Raw genomic sequence first — 18926 nt, 5'->3', positions numbered from 1 at the left:
AAATGTCATCTGCCTGACATTGCCGGCCGGTGCAGCTGGCTATAGTGGGAGCAGGATACGATCGGAGGATTCGCCCATGAACGGCGCCCAAGCCCTGCTCCACACCCTCAAGGCCAGCGCAGTGGATATCTGCTTCGCTAACCCTGGCACATCGGAAATGCACCTGGTACAGGCCATCGGCGAGACTGATGGCATGCGCGCCGTGCTTTGTCTCTACGAAGGCGTGGTTACCGGCGCCGCCGACGGCTATGCGCGTATGAGCGGCAGGCCGGCCGCGACCCTGCTGCACCTGGGGTCGGGGTTTTCCAACAGCATGGCCAACCTGCACAATGCCCGACGCGCGGGTGTGCCACTGGTCAATATCGTCGGCGACCACGCCACCTACCATCTGCAATACGATGCACCCTTGACCAGCGACCTACTTGGCCATGTCAGACTACCCTCGGGCTGGGTTGGGGTGGCCAGCAGTGCCGACCAATTGAGTACGCTGGGCGCCGAAGCAGTCAGCCAGGCCTATGCCAACGGCGGCCAGATCAGCACCCTGATCGCTCCCGCCGACTGCTCCTGGAATCCAGCCGGTACGCCAGCAGCAGCGCTGCCACCAGCAACGCCGGCAGCGCCTGACGCCGACAGCCTGCAACAGGTCGCCAGCGCCCTCGGCAACGGCAAGCGTAGTGCCCTGCTGCTCGGTGGCCGCGCCCTGCGTGAACAGGCGCTGGAGATTGCCGGACGCATCGCCGCAGCCAGTGGTGCGGTATTGCTCTGCGAAACCTTCCCTGCTCGCCTGCAGCGCGGTGCCGGGCGTGTCGCGGTACAGCGCATTCCCTATCTGGCCGAGCAGGCGCAGGCCTTCCTGCAGGGCTATGAACAACTGATTCTGGTCGACAGCAAGGCGCCGGTGGCGTTTTTTGCCTATCCCGACAAGGCCAGCTGGCTGGCCGCCGAAGATTGCCAACTGCTCAGCCTGGCTGAACACCGGCATGATGTGAACGCCGCGTTGGAAGGCCTGGCCACGCTGCTCGGAGCCACCAGCCAGCCGGCCCAGTGCCAGCCGCCGATGATCCCGCCGCTCAAGGGCGGCGCGCTGAACATGGACAGCCTGGGACGCAGCATCGCTGCCCTGCTACCAGAGCAGGCGATCATCTCCGACGAGGGCGTGACCAACAGCGCTGGCGTCTACATGGCGACCCAGGGGGCCGCACCGCACGACTGGTTGACCCTGACCGGTGGCGCCATCGGTCAGGGCTTGCCGGTGGCCTTTGGTGCGGCACTGGCCTGTCCGCAGCGCAAGGTCATCGCCCTGCAGGCCGACGGCTGCGCCATGTACACCAACCAGGCGTTATGGAGCATGGTGCGTGAACAGGCCGACGTCACCGTGGTACTGCTGAACAACAGCAGCTACGCGGTTCTCAACGTGGAGCTGGCGCGGGTCGGCGGCAGTGCACCGAACGCCAAGACACTGTCGATGCTCGACCTGTCCAACCCGGTCATCGACTGGACGTCGATCGCCCGCGGCATGGGTATGCAGGCTGAGCGGGCCACCAGTGCCGAACGCTTTCACGAACTGTTCGACGAGGCGATGAAGACCCCCGGTCCGCGGCTGATCGAAGCGATCATCGAACCGGTGGCGACGTAGCCAGCCCAGGTGCAGCGCTGATCGAGCAGGGTGTGTGGGGAGCCAGCCGGCTCCCCACTCATTCTCAGTTGCCCAGCACCTTGCCCGGATTGAGGATGCCCTTGGGGTCCAGGGTCTGCTTGAGCAGACGCATCAGGGCGATTTCCCCGGCATTGCGCGAGTAGCCCAGGTAGGCCCGTTTCTCCAGGCCGATGCCGTGTTCGGCTGAAATCGAACCATTGAGTACCTGCAAGGGCCGGTAGACCAGCTCGGTAAGCGCGGCACGGTTCTCCGGGGTATCTTCGCCGACACTGATTGCCAGGTGCAGGTTACCGTCACCCAGGTGACCGAATACCAGCAGTCGAGCCTGCTCGCCCCAGGTCCTGCGCAGCGCCTGCTCCAACTCGCCCACATAGCGTTCCATGTGCCCGATCGGCAGGCTGATGTCATAGGACAGTGGCGAATTCATCGCCAGCATCAGCGCCGGAATATCCTCGCGGATCGCCCACAGCGCGTCACGCTGTGCCCTCGATTGAGCAATCACCGCATCCTCGGCCAGACTCTCCTCCATGACCCGCTCCATGGCCTGTTGGAACAGCTCGGTATCACGCTGCGGATCACTCCCCAGGGTCTCGACCAGCACGTAGTAGGGGAAGTGCGCGGGCAGCGGCGCAGCGTGGCGGCCCGAGTCGACCGCCACCAGCTGGTAATGGCTCTGCCACATCACCTCGAAGGCGCTCAGTTGTCCGCCCAATAACTCACCCGCGCGCCGCAACAGCTTGCCGAGGGCGGCGAACGAGCCAACCGCCAGCATCGCCGTCTGTTCGCTGAGCGGACGCGGCTGCAGACGCAGGCAGGCACGGGTGACGATACCCAGGGTGCCCTCGCTGCCGATGAACAGCTGCTTGAGATCGTAGCCGGCATTGTTCTTGAGCATGGCGTTCATCGAATCGAGTACGCTGCCATCGGCCAGCACCACCTCCAGCCCGAGCACCTGCTGACGGGTCATGCCATAGCGAATGACGCGGATACCGCCAGCGTTGGTGGCGATATTGCCGCCGATAGTGCAGGAGCCACGCGCACCGAGATCGACCGGGAACATAAGGCCCTCGGCCTCGGCGCGTTCCTGGATACGTTGCAGCGGCACGCCGGCCTGCACCGTCATGGTCGCGGCAACGGCGTCACAGTCTTCGATGGCATTCATCCGCTCCAGCGACAATACCAGCTCCTCGCCACGGGTCGCACAGCCCTGGACCAGGGTGGTCTTGCCGGCCTGCGGCACCACCGGCAGCCCTGCCCGGTGGCACAACCTCAGTATCGCCGCGACCTCGGCGGTATTCCGCGGCAGGGCTACGCCCAGCGCCTGGCACGGGTCGCGGCCAGTCCAGCTGTCGCTGCGCTGCGCCACATCGGCGCCGGTCAGCAGACCACTGTCACCTAGGATAGTGAGCAGTCCCGGTTGCAAGCGGTCGAATAGGGTCTTCATGGGGATACCTCCCGGGTAGTCGGAATGGGGCGCAGCCGCGGCGCCGGGTCGCGCACCAGGTCAGCGGTGATGGCCGCGATGCTGGCGCAGCCGCTCAGGGTCATGTCGCGTTCCAGCTCGGCGCGCAGCAATCGCAGCGCATGCTCGACACCGGCCTGACCGGCGACGGCCAGGCCGTAAAGGTAGGGCCGGCCGATGCTGCAGGCATTGGCGCCCATCGCCAGCGCCTTGAGAATATGGGTGCCACGGCGAATGCCGCCGTCGACGATGATCTCGATATCCGCTCCGAGCGCGGCGCGGATCTCCGCCACCAGTTCGATCGGCGCCGGGGTGCAATCGAGCTGGCGGCCTCCGTGGTTGGAAATGAAGATGGCGCTGGCGCCAATCTCCCGCGCGCGCCGGGCGTCGGCGACGGACATGATGCCCTTGATTGCGAAGGGCCCATTCCACTGGCGGATGATGCGCTCGGCATGCGTCCAGTCGAGCCGCCGCTCGAGCAGACCACCAAGGTAGCTGGCCATGTCGCGCTTGCCGTTCCGGCCTGGGCGGATGCGCTCGGAGAGGTTGGCCAGATCCCACTTCGGCCTGCTCAGGTAGCTCCACACCCAGCGCGGGCGGGCGGCGAATTGCAACATGCTCTTCAAGCTCAGGGCCGGCGGTATGCTCATGCCGGCGCGCGCCACCGCTTCGCGGTTGCCGCCGACCACGGTATCGACGGTCAGGCACATGGCCTCGTAGCCGGCGTTGCGCGCCCGCTCGATCAACTGGTTGTTGAGCTGCTGGTCGGTAACCACGTAGACCTGGAACATCTTCGGCCCCTGGCTGGCGGCGGCGATGCTTTCCAGGTCGGTGCTGGAAAAGGTCGAGGCGCAGTACAGGCTGCCGGCCTGCGCCGCCGCCCGCGCCACCGCCAGTTCACCGTCGGGATGAAACAGCCGGCTCATGCCGGTGGGTGCCAGTATCACCGGCCAGTCGATCTCGCAGCCGAACACCCGGGTGCGGGTGTCGATACGGCTGACATCCGCCAGCGCATGCGGTTGCAACTGGTAGTGATCGAAGGCGCTGGTGTTGTTGCGCAGGCTGTATTCGTCGTCGGAGCCACGCTCCAGATACTGGTAGACCGGCAACGGCAGGCGCCGCCGTGCCTCGTGGTGTAGGTCGGCGATATTGAGATACTGCTTCAGTGCAGGTGGCAGTGGCATGTACGGGCTCCCATTGGAATGGACCCCTCATCCTCAGCCGACCACGCTGGCCGGTCTGCAACCAAGGTTACAATCGTGCCGATTTGACCTTCATCAAGTTGCCCGGCGCCAGTCTGAACGACAATGGCTAGAGCCTGCTCCAACCGCCGAGCCGCCTATGCCTACCACCACCGATCTGCACAACTGGACCGCCAGCCTGCCCGCCGAGCTGATTCAACGCGTGCAGGAGCGCAGCTACCCGCGCCGCTACCGCGATGGCCAGGCTCTGTACCTGCCCGGCGAAACCGGCACCGGCCTGTTTCAATTGCTGCAGGGCTGCGTGCGCATCTGCAACTACACGTCCGATGGTCGTGAATTCGTGCTCAGCCTGTTGCATCCCGGTGACTGGCTGGGCGATCTGAGCCTGCTCGACGGCCTGCCGCGCGGCAACCACGCCATCGCCCAGGGCCAGGTCAGCACCCGGTGGCTGGCCAAGGCTGATTTCGACCTGCTGTGCCAGCATCACGCAGAAATCCCCCGTGCCCTCAACCGCATGCTGGCCCACCGTCTGCGCCTGGCCTTCAGCGCGCTCGAAGGTGCCAGCGTACTGTCGCTGAAACAGCGCCTGGTGCGCTATATCGAATACCTGGCGTTGACCGAGCCTGGCGAGCGGGCTGACCGCCGCCTGATCCGGGTCAATCAGGAACAGCTCGGCCTGCTGCTCGGCGCCGCCCGCCCGAGCGTGACCAAGGCGCTCAAGCAACTGGAGCGCGAGGGCTGGTTGCAGGTGTGTTATGGCGGCGTGTTGTTGCATGAGATGCCACTGTCAGATGGACCGCTGGGGGCGCTGGAACTCTGAATAGAAAATGGCGTTCACCGTTACCAGGCGCTCCAGCCTGGCATGGGGTCAGACGCTCGAACTCACTGCATCAACAGGCGCATTTCTGATGCTGTCTGCGGCTTCCACCCGATTGCGGCCACTTGCTTTGCTGACGTACAGCGCGGTGTCAGCACGAGCCACGCTTTCAGTGAAACTTTCCCCGGGGAGGTAGTGGCTGACTCCGATGCTCAGGGTGACAGCAGTATTCAGACCGAGCTGGCCCCAGTCGTGTTCAGCTACTGCAGCCCGCACACGCTCGGCAATCATTGCGGCCTGGTGGGAGTCGCTATCGGGCAATACTGCGAGGAACTCCTCCCCGCCCCAACGGCCAACATAATCGTCTTCGCGCAGGGCGCTCTGGATGATCTCGCTGATTTTACATAGGACGCGGTCGCCCAGGTTGTGCCCGAAGCGATCATTGAGCTGTTTGAAATGATCTACGTCCATCAACAGGAAAGCCAGCAACCGGCTGTGCTGGTCATGGATGGAAATGTCATGAGCAGCCATTTCCATCATATGCCGGCGGTTGAAAAGCTGGGTTAGCGGATCGGTGGTAGCCATACAACGCAGCCCCTGATGTGCCCGCTTCACCATGTTCATGTAGTAGACCGAGAGGTAGCTGGTCATTAAGAACAAAACGGCCAGATTGAACAGATGCACCCCGGTGAGAGCGCCATCCGAGATCGGCTGGATGGGGTCAAAATGCGTGGTGATGCTGAGTGCGGCATAGAATAGCCAGAGGCAGAGCACCGAAACGCCAGCCGTGCGTACCGATCGATTTCCGGCAAAAAGTGCCGGGATAAACATCAGGAGATAGTAGTGGAAACCACTGCCCCAGCCGATCAACACGGTGCCCAGTACGGTGTGTGCCAAGACTTCCAGCCAGATCAGTGCCAAGGCCAGGCGGTTGCGTCGCCGTTTCAGGGCATGGTAGGCAATCGCGTACATTGCGACGCTTACTACGTTCACCCATGCCAGAATGGGTGAACCAAGGTAATGAAAGATAAAGAAAAATGCGACGTCCACGCTGCCAGCCATGATGCAGCAGCGCCTGCACATCAGCCAGAATTGCGACTGCGGTCCATCCTTGACGCCGGTTGTATCCATGCACGCACTGCTCCAAACGTGATCTCATGCTGCCGTCAATCCCAATCGTAAGTGGGATGCCGGATAGCTGCAATCATCAATGTATCTTTCTGACACGGCCGGTCAAGGGCAGCCGGGATGCGCTTCTCGCTGCACCAGTGCTATTCGGTACATAGCTCTGCTCGACCAGGTCGCAGAATGAGCATCCACTCTGAGCAGTAGCTGAATGAAGTTGTATACTGCGTTGAACAGAGGAAATAAACCATGAGTACCCATTTATCACCGATCGTTTCCGAGTTCGATACCGAGGAGCAGGCAGCCAGCCATGATCGCTGGTTCCGTGCCAAGGTGCAGGAAGCGATGAACAGCACCAAGCCAAGACTGGCCCACGATGACGCCATGGCGAAAGTGAGGACGGAGCTTGAGAAGCGAAGGAACGCTCGTGCTGGCCGTCCGCTGGTCTGAGGAAGCCACCAGCGACCTGGTTGAGATCATCGATTACATAGACCAGCGTAACTCCATCGCAGCGGCCTCTCTACACGCAGAGATATTGCGCACTGTTGAGAGCCTTCCGAGCGCGCCCCTTATCTTCAGAGACGGAAGGGTACCCGGTACTCATGAGGCGGTCGTCCATCCAAATTATCTGGTGGTTTATCAGGTGGACATCGAGTTCATCGATATCCTGCGGGTGCTGCATGCTCGGCGGGAATACCCGTAGAGTTTTTTGACAGCTGCTCGGTCAGCGCATGGGGGGCGCCAGCCCAGATGACCCTCGCGTAACCAATTCATCCAACAGCGCCAACATGGCCTTCAGCGGCCAGATAAAATCCTTGCTGCCCTTCACTCCGCATGGCCGATCAGCGAGCCAGAAGCTGGCGTGATAAGAGCTGAGATCGGTCACTGCCAGGTTGTCGTACCACAGCAGGTGATCCAGCTGTTGCTTCATATAATTCAGCGTGCCTTGCACCGAGCGGCTGCAGGTGGTGTCGCACTGCAGTGGAGTGAGAGCACGAGCCGCTGTGTCCAGTTGCGCCTGATTTGCGCCGCCCTTGAGCAGGAGATTCATCAAGCCATCCTGAAAAAGGTAATCCAGTTCGGCAAAATCCGATTTGGTCAGACAGGTGAGCAGCACCGGCAAGCGGGTAGTGTCGTGGACGAACAACAGGCAGTTGCGCCGTTGCAGGCTAAGCAGGTTGGCGTGCCAGCCACTCAATGGGCTATCTCCAGTATCGTTGGCTGCCAGCGGTCGGGCTCGGGTATTCGGCAGCCGTCCGTTGGTATCGACCGGCAGTTTGCTGAACAGCTTTTGTGTGCAATGCAGGTGAATCATGGGGGTCTCCTGTCTGCGTCCCGGATCATCGAGTGTATCCCGCGCAACATCACGAATCTGGCGTGGCAGCATGGTGTAAATTCATCCACTTGGCGGCTGAATTTACACCATTTACTTCCCCACTTCCGCCCCTGCCAACGAGCGAACCTCCCCCACCTTCGGCTCCCCAACCGCATACTCCTTGGGAAACCGCCGTATCAACAGCGTCAAACCAAACCCCACTGACAGCACCACGAAAGTAAAGCTGAAAGCCGCGATGAAGCCGCCGGAGGTTTCTATCAACCAGCCGGCGATGGCGGGTCCGAGGAATTGGCCGAAAGCGAAGAACACGGTGGCAAAGCTGAACGCGATGGGGATGTAGCGGGGCGCTACCTGATCCGTCGCACTGGTCTGGATCAGCGCGAACAGGCCGTTGACCGAGGCGCCCATCACCAGGAAGTGGAAGAAGAAGTGGGGCAGGGTCTGGCCGATGATCGGCAACGCTACGGCTACCAGCACCAGGAAGATGCACATGGCCAGTGCGTTGCCCCGGCCCCAGAAGTCGGACAACCAGCCCCATAGCGGGCCGCCGGCGATGGACAGCAGGCCCATCATTGCCAGATAGCGTCCTGCGATGGCTTCGCTGTGGCCGCTTTCGACCATGAAGCTGATCATGAACACTGTCTGGACGATATAGCCCAGGCCGATGATGCCGTAGGTGGTAGCTACGATCAGTACCCGGGGGTTGCGGTAGATTCGCCACTTCACCTCCGACGGCAGGGGACCGGCGCTGCTGGTTTTGGGCTTGGGTGGGTTGCGTACGAACAGGGCGATCATGACCGCGACAGACAGGGCGGCGGCGGCAAACACGCCCCAGCTGACCCGCCAGCCCTGGTCGCCGAATACATCGAACAGAAAGGGCACCAGGACACCGGACACCAGGGTGCTGATACCGACGCCGCTGGTCATGTAGCCGATGACCAGCCCGCGCTGTTCAGGAAACCAGGTCGCCAGCAGCGCCACCATGGGTGCGAACGCGAAGGCGGTACCGAACCCCAGCAACCCCATGAGGAACATCACCAGCCAGAAGTGGCTGGCAACAGCCAGGCCCAGGAACCCCACCGTTACCGTCAGCATGCCGAACAGGATGGAGGCCTTCGCCCCCCAGCGGGCTGCGGCCAGGCCGCCGGCCATGACAAAGCAGACATAGCACAGGGCCGTAACGGTGCTGAGAATTCCGGCCTGCTGGTAGGACAGGCCAAGGTCTGCGCGCATCGCCGGCAGGATGATGCCGTAGGCCAGGCGGGCGAACCCGATCACGACCAGGGACGTAAGGGTGGCGCACAGTACGGTGACTGCCATGTTCGGGCGGTTGGGATTCTCAGACATCGGCGCTCTCTTGTTATCTGACGCTTCACAGCCGCTCAGGGTAGCAGTTTCCCGCTGGGGTGGCCGAGCGAGGCGCAAAGTTATCTTGCAATGAGCCGCGCAGGCCCCAGCGCAACGATATGAACCTGTCCTGCCCCTTCGCTGTCAATAATTCTGGCTGCACACCATTCAGCCTGACCCACGTTGCCCCCGGCGCGTGACTGGTGCTCAACAATAATGCTGGAGTTCACTATGAGTCTGAAACTGAAGTCAGTATTGCTCGGAATGATGGTTCTGTTCATGGCCGGCTGTAACACCATGGCAGGTGCCGGCAAGGATATTCAGCGTGGTGGCGAGGCGATCGAGGATAAAGCCGAGCGCAGGTAGTCCTGTAGAAGGCACGGCCACCCGCCCCGGGTGGCCTACCCATAAACCTGCTGAATACCCCCTCAATCTGGTGTTTGCCCGCATGGGCCGCCTACACTCAGTCGACATTGCAAGAGGCACGCTCGGCGTGCTGCCAACTCGACTCGGCAGGTATCCATGAAAACCAGAATCACAGAACTCTTCGGTATCGAGCACCCCATCATCCAGGGCGGTATGCACCACGTCGGCTATGCCGAACTCGCCGCAGCCGTGGCCAATGCCGGCGGGCTGGGCATCATCACCGCGCTGACCCAGCCCAGCCCCGAGGCGCTGGCCGAGGAAATCCGCCGTTGCCGGGAGATGACCGACAAGCCTTTCGGCGTCAATCTGACCTTCCTGCCATCGGTCAAGCAGCCGGATTATCCGGGCTATATCGAGGCGATCATCAAGGGTGGGGTCAAGGCGGTGGAAACCGCGGGCAACAACCCGGCCAAGTGGCTGCCGATTCTCAAGGAAAACGGCATCAAGGTGATCCACAAGTGCACCGCGGTGCGCCATGCCCTCAAGGCCGAGGCTATCGGTTGTGACGCGGTGAGCGTGGATGGCTTCGAGTGCGGTGGCCATCCCGGTGAGGATGATGTGCCGAACTTCATCCTGCTGCCGCGCGCCGCCGAGGAGCTGAAGATCCCCTTCGTCGCCTCCGGCGGCATGGCTGACGGACGCTCGCTGGCCGCCGCGCTGGCACTGGGCGCCGAGGGCATGAACATGGGCACGCGCTTTATCGCCACCCAGGAGGCGCCGGTACACGAGAACGTCAAGCAGGCCATCGTTGCCGCCAGCGAGCTGGATACCCGGCTGGTCATGCGCCCGCTGCGCAATACCGAGCGGGTGATGAACAACGCCGCGGTCGAACGTCTGCTGGAGAAGGAAAAACGCCTGGGTGCGTCGATCAAGTTCGAGGACATCGTCGAGGAAGTCGCCGGTGTCTATCCGCGCATCATGAAGACCGGCGAGATGGATGCCGGGGCCTGGTCCTGTGGCATGGTGGCTGGCCTGATCCATGACATCCCCAGCGTGCAGGAATTGATCGACCGCATCATGGCTGAAGCCGAAGGCATCATTCGCGAGCGGCTGACCAAGATGATCAACGGCTGAGAAGGAGGCTGGACATGAGTTTCGATACCCCTCTTTACCTGTGCGGCCCGTTGCGCGAACCCAAGCAGATGCTGGCGGACCAGGAATACAGCGGCCATACCTCGATCCACGATGACGATATGGCGGAAAAGCTCGGCTTCCGCGCCGGGCCGATCGAAGGACCGACCCATTTCAGCCAGTTCGTTCCCCTGCTGGCCGAGATCTGGGGGCAGGCGTGGTTCGAGCGTGGCTGTTTCTCCGCGCATTTCCAGAACATGGTGGTGGAAGGCGAGCAGGTCCGGGCCTTTGTCGAGCGGCCAGCGCCGGGCGCCAACCGGGTGCGCTGCTGGGCGGAGAAGGCCGATGGCACAGCCGTACTGGAAGCCAGTGCCAGCCTGGGGCCGGATGACGGTCCCACCCTGCTGGATGAGCGCATGGCCAGGCTGCGGCCGCCGGAGCGCCTGGTTATCCTGGCCGATCTGCATGTGGGTATGCAGGGCGCCGCGGATGAGCAGGTGCGCATGGACGCCGACCAGCATATGGGCAATCTGTATCCGTTCTCGCTGAACCAGAAGCTGGAGCGCATCACCGAGAACTCACCCTGGTATTCCAGCGCGGAGGGTTCTCCCTGGGGGCGGGCGATCATTCCGTTGGAAATGGTCAGCGTGCTGGCTGAATACAGCAGTGCGCAGGCGGCTTTCCCGGTCAAGCAGCCGGTGGTGGGGCTGTTCGCCGATCAGGAAATCCGCATGGTCGACGGACCCTTGTTCGTCGGTGAGGACTATCTGATTCGCCGGGAAGTGGTGGCATTGTCGGAGAGCAAGCGTACCGAGTCCTACTGGATTCGTACCCGCATCTATTCCGCCGATGGCAGTCAGTTGAAGGCGGAAATGCTGCTCAACCACGCGACGCTCAAGCACTCCTACGCGGGTTATCCGCAGTAGGATGCCCCGGAGGCGTAACGCCCTTGCGTTTCGCCCTGTGGTCTTGAGGTGGCTGCAAGCTCCTGTCGTCGAGCGGATGCTCGACAACCCAGGATCAGCTCGGAATGACCCGCGTCCGCCCGCGATCGTCGATGGCGACGAAGACGAAGGTGGCTTCGGTCACCTTGCGGCTTTCGTCGTGGCTGTGGTCTTCGCTCCAGACTTCGACCAGGATGGTGATCGAGCTGCGGCCGATGTCCTGCACCTGGCAATGGAAGCCGAGCTGGGCGCCGACCGGTACCGGTACCATGAAGCCCATGCGGTCGATGGCCACGGTGGCTACCCGGCCGCGGGCGATGCGCGCTGCGGTGCTGGTGCCGGCAATGTCCATCTGGCCTACCAGCCAGCCGCCGTAGATGTCGCCGAAACTGTTGCAGTCGCGCGGCAGGGCGGTGATTTTGAGTGCCAGTTCCCCCCTTGGCACCGGGTCTTGATCTAAGTCTTGCATGAACTACTCTGGATGATGTTGTAGTTGTTGTGCATGCTGGATAAACAGCGGTGATGGTCGTTGACAACACGAGCCCGCGTATCTTAAGGGATTGCGCCGAGTCGCTCAACGCTGAAAACAGTCAAAAAACATGGCGGCACAACGACAGTTGTTTTTAACCTGATTGTCATAATCCTTGAATAGAGTTGTCACATCGACTGCTGATACTGAGTCGCGTGTTGCTAACACTACCTCACCAGGAGAAAGACATGAAAATGAAGCGACTGTGCGCCGCTATTGCTGTTGCCGCTGCCGGGATGGCCGCAGGCAGCAGTTTTGCCGATGTTGATCCGAGTCTGAAGAGCTATGAGCGTGTTGGCGGTGTGTCCGGCAACCTGTCCAGCGTTGGTTCCGACTCACTGGCCAACATGATGACCCTGTGGGCCGAAGAGTTCAAACGCCACTACCCGAACGTCAACGTACAGATCCAGGCCGCCGGTTCCTCCACTGCGCCGCCGGCTCTGACCGAAGGCACCTCCAGCCTGGCGCCGATGAGTCGCAAGATGAAGGACAGCGAGCTGCAGGCCTTCGAAGAGAAGTACGGCTACAAGCCAGTCGAGATTCCCGTCGCCATCGATGCCCTGGCCGTATTCGCGCACAAGGACAACCCGATCAAGGGCCTGACCATGGCCGAGCTGGACGCGGTGTTCTCTTCCACCCGCCTGTGCGGTCATGACAGCAACATCACCACCTGGGGCCAGGCTGGCCTGGATGGCCAGTGGGCCAACCGCGACATCCAGCTGTACGGTCGCAACTCGGTTTCCGGCACCTATGGTTACTTCAAGGAAGAAGCCCTGTGCAAGGGTGACTTCAAGAACGGTGTGAATGAGCAGCCCGGCTCCGCCTCCGTGGTGCAGTCGATCAGCCAGTCGCTGAACGCCATCGGCTACTCCGGTATCGGCTACCGCACCTCCAGCGTCCGTACCGTACCGCTGGCCGCCGCTGAAGGTGAAGAATACATCGACGCCACTGCGGAAAACGCCGTTTCCGGCAACTACCCGCTGTCGCGCTTCCTGTACGTCTACGTGAACAAGGCGCCGAACCGCGAGCTGGCGCCCCTGGAGCGTGAATTCGTCAAGCTGATGCTGTCGAAGGAAGGCCAGGAAGTGGTATTCAAGGACGGCTATGTGCCGATGCCCAAGCGTGTCGTGGACAAGGTCTACGAAGAGCTTGGCATGTAAGCGAAGGACTGCGAGGGCGATGGATTGCCCAGCCCAAGGGGTGTGCATCGAGCACACCCCTTTTTTGCCTTGGTTCTGTAATTAATCTGTCATATTGACCCTGTAGGGTGTGCGGCCATGACTATGCAATCATCACCCCAAGACACCCGTATCGACTTTGACACCAAAGCGATGCAACGCCACCGCAAGGTACGTCACTTCAAGGATCACTTCACCCGCTGGTATGTGGCGGTTGGTGGCCTGGGTGTGATTGCTGCCATCTTGCTGATCTTCCTCTACCTGCTGTCCGAGGTGCTGCCACTGTTCAGTGGTGCCGACCTGGAGGAGCGCACCCGCTACCAGCCGAGCTGGGCTGCCGACAGTGGTGCGCCATTGCTGTTGGCCATGGAGGAGCAGGCCGAGGTCGCCGTGCGTCTGGCCGACAGTGGCCAGCTGGCATTCTTCCGTACCGCTGACGGCTCGCTGATCAGCGAGCAGCAACTACCGATCCCTGCTGGTGTGCAGATCACCAGCTTCAACATGGAAAGCCCCACCTCGCGCCAGTTCGTGGTGGGCCTGAGCAACGGCCAGGTCATCATCGGCCGCCACGACTACCGGGTCACCTACCCGGATGACAAGCGCCTGATCACCCCCTCGCTGGTCTACCCCTATGGCAGTGAGCCCATGACCCTGGACGAACAGGGACGCGCGTTGGACAGCGTGACGCTGCGGGTCAACGGCGACAACATGGCGCTGGTCGGCAGTGTCGGCCGTGAACTCATCTATACCCGTATCAGCAGCCGCGAGAACCTGATGACCGGTGAGGTCAGCATGGACCGCCGGCAAATCCCGCTGGCGCCGGTCAGTGGCGATATCCAGAAGATCCTGGTCGACCCGCTGCTGCAGTGGATGTATGTGTTCAATGGCGACCAGTACGTCAACGTCTACGCGCTGCGCCAGGACGGTAACCTGCTGGAGCGCTATGCGGTGGTCGAAGGGGCCGGTCGCAAGGTGACCTCGGCCAATCTGTTGCTGGGCGGCATTTCGCTGATCATCGGCGACAACCAGGGCAACCTGGCCCAGTGGTTCATGGTCCGCGGCGAAGGTACCTCGAAGCTGACGCATATCCGCAGCTTCGATGCGCAGAAGGGTAACGCCATCCGCGATATCCGCGCCGAGGAGCGGCGCAAGGTGTTCCTGGCCGCCGATGACCAGGGCCGGCTGGGCTTCTACAACACCACTGCACACCAGAACCTGATGGTTCAGCCAGTGGACCAGGGCCCGGTGTCGGCCTACAGCATCGGACCGCGTGCCGGCGATCTGCTGGTCGAGCATGCCGATGGCCAGATCAGCTTCTGGAAGGTCGACAACCCGCACCCGGAAATCTCCTGGTCGGCGCTGTGGGGCAAGGTCTGGTATGAAAGCTATCCCGAGCCCGACTACATCTGGCAGTCGAGCTCCGGAACCACCGAGTTCGAGCCCAAGCTGAGCCTCTCGCCGCTGACCTTCGGTACGCTCAAGGCCGCCTTCTACGCGATGATCCTGGCAACCCCGTTGGCGATTGCCGCAGCCGTGTACACCGCCTACTTCATGGCCCCGGCGATGCGCCGCAAGGTCAAGCCGGTGATCGAGCTGATGGAAGCGCTGCCGACGGTGATTCTCGGTTTTCTCGCCGGGTTGTGGCTGGCGCCCTTCCTCGAGGCCAACCTGCCGGGCGTGGTCAGCCTGCTGATCCTCACGCCGATCGCCTTCCTGGCCTTCGCCTTCGCCTGGAGCAAGATGCCGGAGAAGGTGCGCTTCCTGGTGCCCGATGGCTGGGAAGCGTTGTTGCTGGTCCCGGTGCTGCTGGTCATCGGCTGGCTGTGTTTCCACATGAGCATCTACCTCGAAGCCTGGTTCTTCGGCGGTGACATGCGGGTGTTCCTGACCCATGAGATGGGCATCAACTTCGACCAGCGCAACGCCCTGGTGGTTGGCCTGGCAATGGGCTTTGCGGTGATCCCGACGATCTTCTCGATTGCCGAGGACGCGGTGTTCAGCGTGCCGCGCCACCTGACCCAGGGTTCGCTGGCACTCGGCGCCACGCCCTGGCAGACCATGAGCAAGGTGGTCATCCTCACCGCCAGCCCGGGGATCTTCTCGGCGGTGATGATCGGCATGGGCCGCGCCGTGGGTGAAACCATGATCGTGCTGATGGCCACCGGCAACACCGCGATCATGGACATGAACATCTTCGAGGGCATGCGTACCCTGTCGGCCAACATCGCCGTGGAAATGCCCGAGTCCGAGGTCGGCAGTACCCACTACCGGGTGCTGTTCCTGGCGGCGCTGGTGCTGCTGAGTTTCACCTTCGTGATGAACACCTTGGCTGAACTGATCCGTCAGCGCCTGCGCAAGAAGTACGCATCGCTCTAGGCCCACGGACAACAGGAATCGACACAGTGAAACAGAATACTTTCAAAGCCTGGTGCAAGAGCGGCAATCCGTGGATCTGGATGAATGCCGGCGCGGTGGCGATTGCCGTGGTCATGACCATCGGCCTGCTGCTGCTGATCGCCGTGCGTGGCCTGAGCCACTTCTGGCCGTCGGATGTGATCGAGGCGGAATATCGCATCCCCGGCCAGGAAGCGCTGGTCATCATGGGCGAGGTCAACTCCCGCGAAGATGTGCCCACCGCGCGTCTGGCCGGCGCCGGCCTGCCGGTGGACCCGGAGCGTGACGGCTTCATGGAGCGTGAGCTGATCAAGGTCGGCAACCGCGATCTGTATGGCGCGGATTTCCGCTGGATCGTCGGCGAATGGCTGGAGAACACCCGCACCCCGGAAGATGTCATCGTCATCGAGCGCCGCGAGTGGGGCAACTTCTATGGCTACCTGGTGGACGTGCGCCAGAATGGCGAGATCATCGCGCAGGGTGAGCAGGCCTGGCCGGCGCTGCAGCAGGCGGTCAAGCGCGCACTGGCTATCCAGGACGATATCAAGCACCTGGAGAAGCAGGAGATCGGCCGCATCAACGCCGGTCTGGAGCGTCTGCGTCTGCGCGAGCGGGGCTATGAGCTGCGCAACGAGCTGACCCCGGAGCGCGAGGCGGAGTTGAATGCCGAGCGTACCGCGCTGAACAATGAGTATGCCGAGCTGGAACGGCACCTGATGGAGCTGTACCAGCAGTTCAACCGCGACAGCCTGATGGCGCGGGTCCCGGACGGCCGCGAGAAGGAAATCAGCCTGGGCAAGGTGGTGCGGGTGTTCCAGCCCAACAGCATGGGCGTGCTGCAGAAGACCGGTCACTACTTCGCCAAGCTGTGGGAGTTCGTCAGCGACGAGCCGCGCGAGGCCAACACCGAGGGTGGTGTGTTCCCGGCGATCTTCGGCACGGTGATGATGGTGCTGATCATGTCCGTGGTGGTGACCCCGTTCGGCGTACTGGCGGCTGTGTACCTGCGCGAGTACGCCAAGCAGGGCGTGGTCACCCGGGTGATCCGCATCGCGGTGAACAACCTGGCCGGGGTACCTTCGATCGTCTACGGGGTATTCGGCCTGGGCTTCTTCATCTACTTCCTCGGCGGCAGCATCGATTCGCTGTTCTTCCCCGAGGCGCTGCCGGCGCCGACCTTTGGTACCGGCGGCATGCTGTGGGCCTCGCTGACCCTGGCGCTGCTCACGGTGCCGGTGGTGATCGTGTCCACCGAGGAAGGCTTGACGCGCATCCCGCGGTCGCTGCGCGAGGGTTCGCTGGCACTGGGCGCGACCAAGGCGGAAACGCTGTGGAAGATCATCCTGCCGATGTCCAGTCCGGCGATGATGACCGGCCTGATCCTGGCGGTGGCCCGGGCCGCCGGTGAGGTGGCACCGCTGATGCTGGTCGGGGTGGTCAAGCTGGCGCCGTCGCTGGCGGTGGATGGCAACTACCCCTACCTGCACCTGGATCAGAAGTTCATGCACCTGGGCTTCCATATCTACGATGTCGGTTTCCAGAGTCCCAACGTCGAGGCCGCACGCCCGCTGGTATACGCCACGGCATTGCTGCTGGTGGGCGTGATTGCCACATTGAACTTCTCGGCGGTAGCGATACGTAACCATCTGCGCGAAAAATACAAAGCGCTGGAAAACTGATCGTCTCAACCATTACGACGCGGATACAGATTATGTCCAATAGCAGCAAAACCCATGCAATGGATATGAGCGCCCTGGGTCGCTCGCAGCAGGAACTGAGCATGGATCAGGAAACCATCGCCCTGGATGTGCCCGGCCTGAGCCTGTTCTACGGCAACAAGCAGGCGCTGTTCGATGTCAACATTCAGATCCCGCGCAACCGGGTGACCGCCTTCATCGGGCCCTCCGGCTGCGGCAAGTCGACCCTGCTGCGCTGTTTCAACCGGATGAACGATCTGGTCGATGGCTGCCGTATCGAAGGCGAGATCCTGCTCGACGGCAAGAACATCTTCGCCAAGGGTGTGAACGTCTCCAACCTGCGCCGGCGCGTGGGCATGGTGTTCCAGAAGCCCAACCCGTTCCCCAAGTCGATCTACGAGAACGTCGCCTATGGCCTGCGTATCCAGGGCGTGAACAGCAAGCGCACGCTGGACGAGGTAGTGGAGTGGGCGCTCAAGGGCGCGGCGCTGTGGGACGAGGTCAAGGATCGCCTGCATGAATCGGCACTGGGCCTGTCCGGTGGTCAGCAGCAGCGTCTGGTGATCGCCCGCACCATCGCCGTGGAGCCGGAAGTGCTGCTGCTCGACGAGCCGGCCTCGGCTCTGGATCCGATCTCCACGCTGAAGATCGAGGAACTGATCAACGAGCTGAAGGAAAAGTTCACCATCGTCATCGTGACCCACAACATGCAGCAGGCCGCGCGCGTATCGGATTACACTGCCTTCATGTATATGGGCGAACTGGTCGAGTTCGGCGACACCAACACGCTGTTCACCAATCCGACCAAGAAACAGACCGAAGACTACATTACCGGCCGCTACGGCTAACCCCTGGGGAGAGTCGCCATGAATAAAGACATAGACAGCTTCACGCAGCATATTTCCCAGCAGTTCAACGAGGAGCTGGAGTCGCTGCGCACGCGCCTGCTGGAAATGGGCGGCCTGGTCGAGAAGCAGGTACATGACGCGGTGACCGCGTTGATCGAGGCCGATGGTCAATTGGCGGACAAGGTGCGCGAAAACGACAAGGCTACCAACGCCATGGAGCGCCAGATCGACGAGGAATGCATGCGCATCCTGGCGCGGCGTCAACCGGCGGCCAGCGACCTGCGTCTGGTGGTGAACATCAGCAAGATCATCGTCGATCTGGAGCGCATCGGCGACGAAGCCTCGAAGATCGCCCGGCGTGCGCTGCACCTGATCGAGGAAGGCCAGGCGCCCCGTGGCTACGTGGAGTGCCGGCACATCGGCTACCACGTGCACAAGATGGTGCAGCAGTCACTGGATTCCTTCGCCCGCTACGACAGCCAGCAGGCCCTGGAAGTGGCCCGCGAGGACAAGATTGTCGACCAGGAATACAAGACCGCGATGCGTGAGATGGTCACCTACATGATGGAAGACCCGCGCTCGATCAGCCGGGTACTGAACATCCTCTGGGTGCTGCGTTCGCTGGAGCGGGTCGGTGACCACGCGCGCAACGTCGCCGAACACGTGATCCATATGGTCGAAGGCACCAACGTCCGCCATCTGGGTCTCAAGCGCATGGCCGAGCAGGTGCAGAAGAACAACCAGAGCCAGGCCCCAGACGCTGACTGAGGAATACGCTGCGGTGTGTGGGCACCTTGACCGCCTTTGGCAAACACCGTCATTGCGTATAGGGACTCCTCCCCGGTTGCAAGCTCCGATGGTTGAAAAACATAAAGCCGATGCGTGCGTATAGT

The 18926-nt window shown here is 62.1% G+C and carries 18 protein-coding genes; 12 read left to right on the top strand and 6 right to left on the bottom strand.

Going from position 1 to position 18926, the window contains the following annotated elements:
• Positions 1-76: 76 nt before the first annotated feature.
• A complete protein-coding gene (locus H6X51_RS01430) occupies positions 77-1636 on the top strand; it encodes an acetolactate synthase large subunit (protein WP_185265745.1) in 1560 nt (519 codons plus the stop codon).
• A gap of 64 nt (positions 1637-1700) precedes the next feature.
• Here the strand turns inward: H6X51_RS01430 and H6X51_RS01425 are convergent, their stop codons facing one another.
• Positions 1701-3101: an FAD-binding oxidoreductase gene (locus H6X51_RS01425; protein ID WP_185265744.1), complete on the bottom strand. Its 1401-nt coding sequence runs from the start codon at positions 3099-3101 to the stop codon at positions 1701-1703.
• Positions 3098-4303, bottom strand: coding sequence for an alpha-hydroxy acid oxidase (locus H6X51_RS01420; RefSeq protein ID WP_185265743.1), 1206 nt, complete (start codon positions 4301-4303; stop codon positions 3098-3100). The genes H6X51_RS01425 and H6X51_RS01420 overlap by 4 nt, the downstream gene beginning before the upstream one ends.
• A gap of 157 nt (positions 4304-4460) precedes the next feature.
• On the opposite strand from H6X51_RS01420, the gene H6X51_RS01415 reads away from it, so the two are divergent.
• Positions 4461-5141 carry a Crp/Fnr family transcriptional regulator gene (locus tag H6X51_RS01415; protein ID WP_185265742.1) on the top strand — a complete coding sequence of 227 codons (681 nt, stop codon included), beginning with the start codon at positions 4461-4463 and terminating at the stop codon, positions 5139-5141.
• 48 nt (positions 5142-5189) lie between these two features.
• On the opposite strand, the gene H6X51_RS01410 is transcribed toward H6X51_RS01415, so the two are convergent.
• Positions 5190-6269, bottom strand: a complete 1080-nt coding sequence (locus H6X51_RS01410; protein ID WP_185265741.1) for a GGDEF domain-containing protein — start codon at positions 6267-6269, stop codon at positions 5190-5192.
• 243 nt (positions 6270-6512) lie between these two features.
• On the opposite strand from H6X51_RS01410, the gene relB reads away from it, so the two are divergent.
• Complete coding sequence (gene relB, locus H6X51_RS01405) at positions 6513-6713, top strand: type II toxin-antitoxin system RelB family antitoxin (RefSeq protein WP_185265740.1); 201 nt, start codon at positions 6513-6515, stop codon at positions 6711-6713.
• On the top strand, positions 6694-6966 hold the full coding sequence (locus H6X51_RS01400) for a type II toxin-antitoxin system RelE/ParE family toxin (RefSeq protein ID WP_221627181.1): 273 nt from the start codon (positions 6694-6696) through the stop codon (positions 6964-6966). The genes relB and H6X51_RS01400 overlap by 20 nt, the downstream gene beginning before the upstream one ends.
• Positions 6967-6987: 21 nt before the next feature.
• Here the strand turns inward: H6X51_RS01400 and H6X51_RS01395 are convergent, their stop codons facing one another.
• Both H6X51_RS01395 and H6X51_RS01390 read right to left on the bottom strand, forming a co-directional pair.
• Entirely contained in the window at positions 6988-7578 is a 591-nt protein-coding gene (locus tag H6X51_RS01395) for a DUF6933 domain-containing protein (RefSeq protein ID WP_185265738.1), read from the bottom strand.
• A 111-nt stretch (positions 7579-7689) separates the two neighbouring features.
• The gene (locus H6X51_RS01390; RefSeq protein ID WP_185265737.1) at positions 7690-8946 is read right to left on the bottom strand and encodes an MFS transporter; all 1257 of its coding nucleotides are present in this window, start codon (positions 8944-8946) and stop codon (positions 7690-7692) included.
• Between the two features lie 231 nt (positions 8947-9177).
• Between H6X51_RS01390 and H6X51_RS01385 the strand changes: the two genes are divergently transcribed.
• From H6X51_RS01385 to H6X51_RS01375, 3 genes are all read left to right on the top strand, one after another.
• Positions 9178-9312 (top strand): entericidin A/B family lipoprotein, encoded by a 135-nt coding sequence (locus H6X51_RS01385; RefSeq protein WP_185265736.1) that lies wholly within the window; start codon positions 9178-9180, stop codon positions 9310-9312.
• A gap of 156 nt (positions 9313-9468) precedes the next feature.
• Positions 9469-10446, top strand: coding sequence for an NAD(P)H-dependent flavin oxidoreductase (locus H6X51_RS01380; protein ID WP_185265735.1), 978 nt, complete (start codon positions 9469-9471; stop codon positions 10444-10446).
• A gap of 14 nt (positions 10447-10460) precedes the next feature.
• Positions 10461-11369 carry a hypothetical protein gene (locus H6X51_RS01375; RefSeq protein WP_185265734.1) on the top strand — a complete coding sequence of 303 codons (909 nt, stop codon included), beginning with the start codon at positions 10461-10463 and terminating at the stop codon, positions 11367-11369.
• Positions 11370-11463: 94 nt separating this feature from the next.
• On the opposite strand, the gene H6X51_RS01370 is transcribed toward H6X51_RS01375, so the two are convergent.
• Positions 11464-11856 (bottom strand): acyl-CoA thioesterase, encoded by a 393-nt coding sequence (locus tag H6X51_RS01370; protein ID WP_185265733.1) that lies wholly within the window; start codon positions 11854-11856, stop codon positions 11464-11466.
• A gap of 248 nt (positions 11857-12104) precedes the next feature.
• Between H6X51_RS01370 and H6X51_RS01365 the strand changes: the two genes are divergently transcribed.
• From H6X51_RS01365 to phoU, 5 genes are all read left to right on the top strand, one after another.
• Positions 12105-13076: a PstS family phosphate ABC transporter substrate-binding protein gene (locus H6X51_RS01365; protein ID WP_185265732.1), complete on the top strand. Its 972-nt coding sequence runs from the start codon at positions 12105-12107 to the stop codon at positions 13074-13076.
• Between the two features lie 117 nt (positions 13077-13193).
• On the top strand, positions 13194-15470 hold the full coding sequence (locus H6X51_RS01360; RefSeq protein WP_185265731.1) for an ABC transporter permease subunit: 2277 nt from the start codon (positions 13194-13196) through the stop codon (positions 15468-15470).
• Between the two features lie 80 nt (positions 15471-15550).
• Positions 15551-17167 carry a phosphate ABC transporter permease PstA gene (gene pstA, locus H6X51_RS01355; protein WP_185265935.1) on the top strand — a complete coding sequence of 539 codons (1617 nt, stop codon included), beginning with the start codon at positions 15551-15553 and terminating at the stop codon, positions 17165-17167.
• 32 nt (positions 17168-17199) lie between these two features.
• The gene (gene pstB / locus H6X51_RS01350; RefSeq protein WP_185265730.1) at positions 17200-18033 is read left to right on the top strand and encodes a phosphate ABC transporter ATP-binding protein PstB; all 834 of its coding nucleotides are present in this window, start codon (positions 17200-17202) and stop codon (positions 18031-18033) included.
• 18 nt (positions 18034-18051) lie between these two features.
• The gene (gene phoU / locus H6X51_RS01345; RefSeq protein WP_185265729.1) at positions 18052-18801 is read left to right on the top strand and encodes a phosphate signaling complex protein PhoU; all 750 of its coding nucleotides are present in this window, start codon (positions 18052-18054) and stop codon (positions 18799-18801) included.
• The last annotated feature ends 125 nt before the right edge of the window (positions 18802-18926 follow it).

The sequence above is a fragment of the Halopseudomonas xiamenensis genome, assembly GCF_014219065.1.
GTDB classification, from domain to species: Bacteria; Pseudomonadota; Gammaproteobacteria; order Pseudomonadales; family Pseudomonadaceae; genus Halopseudomonas; species Halopseudomonas xiamenensis.
Note: the sequence above shows the minus strand (reverse complement) of the source record. Positions and strands in the feature narration are given on the sequence as shown.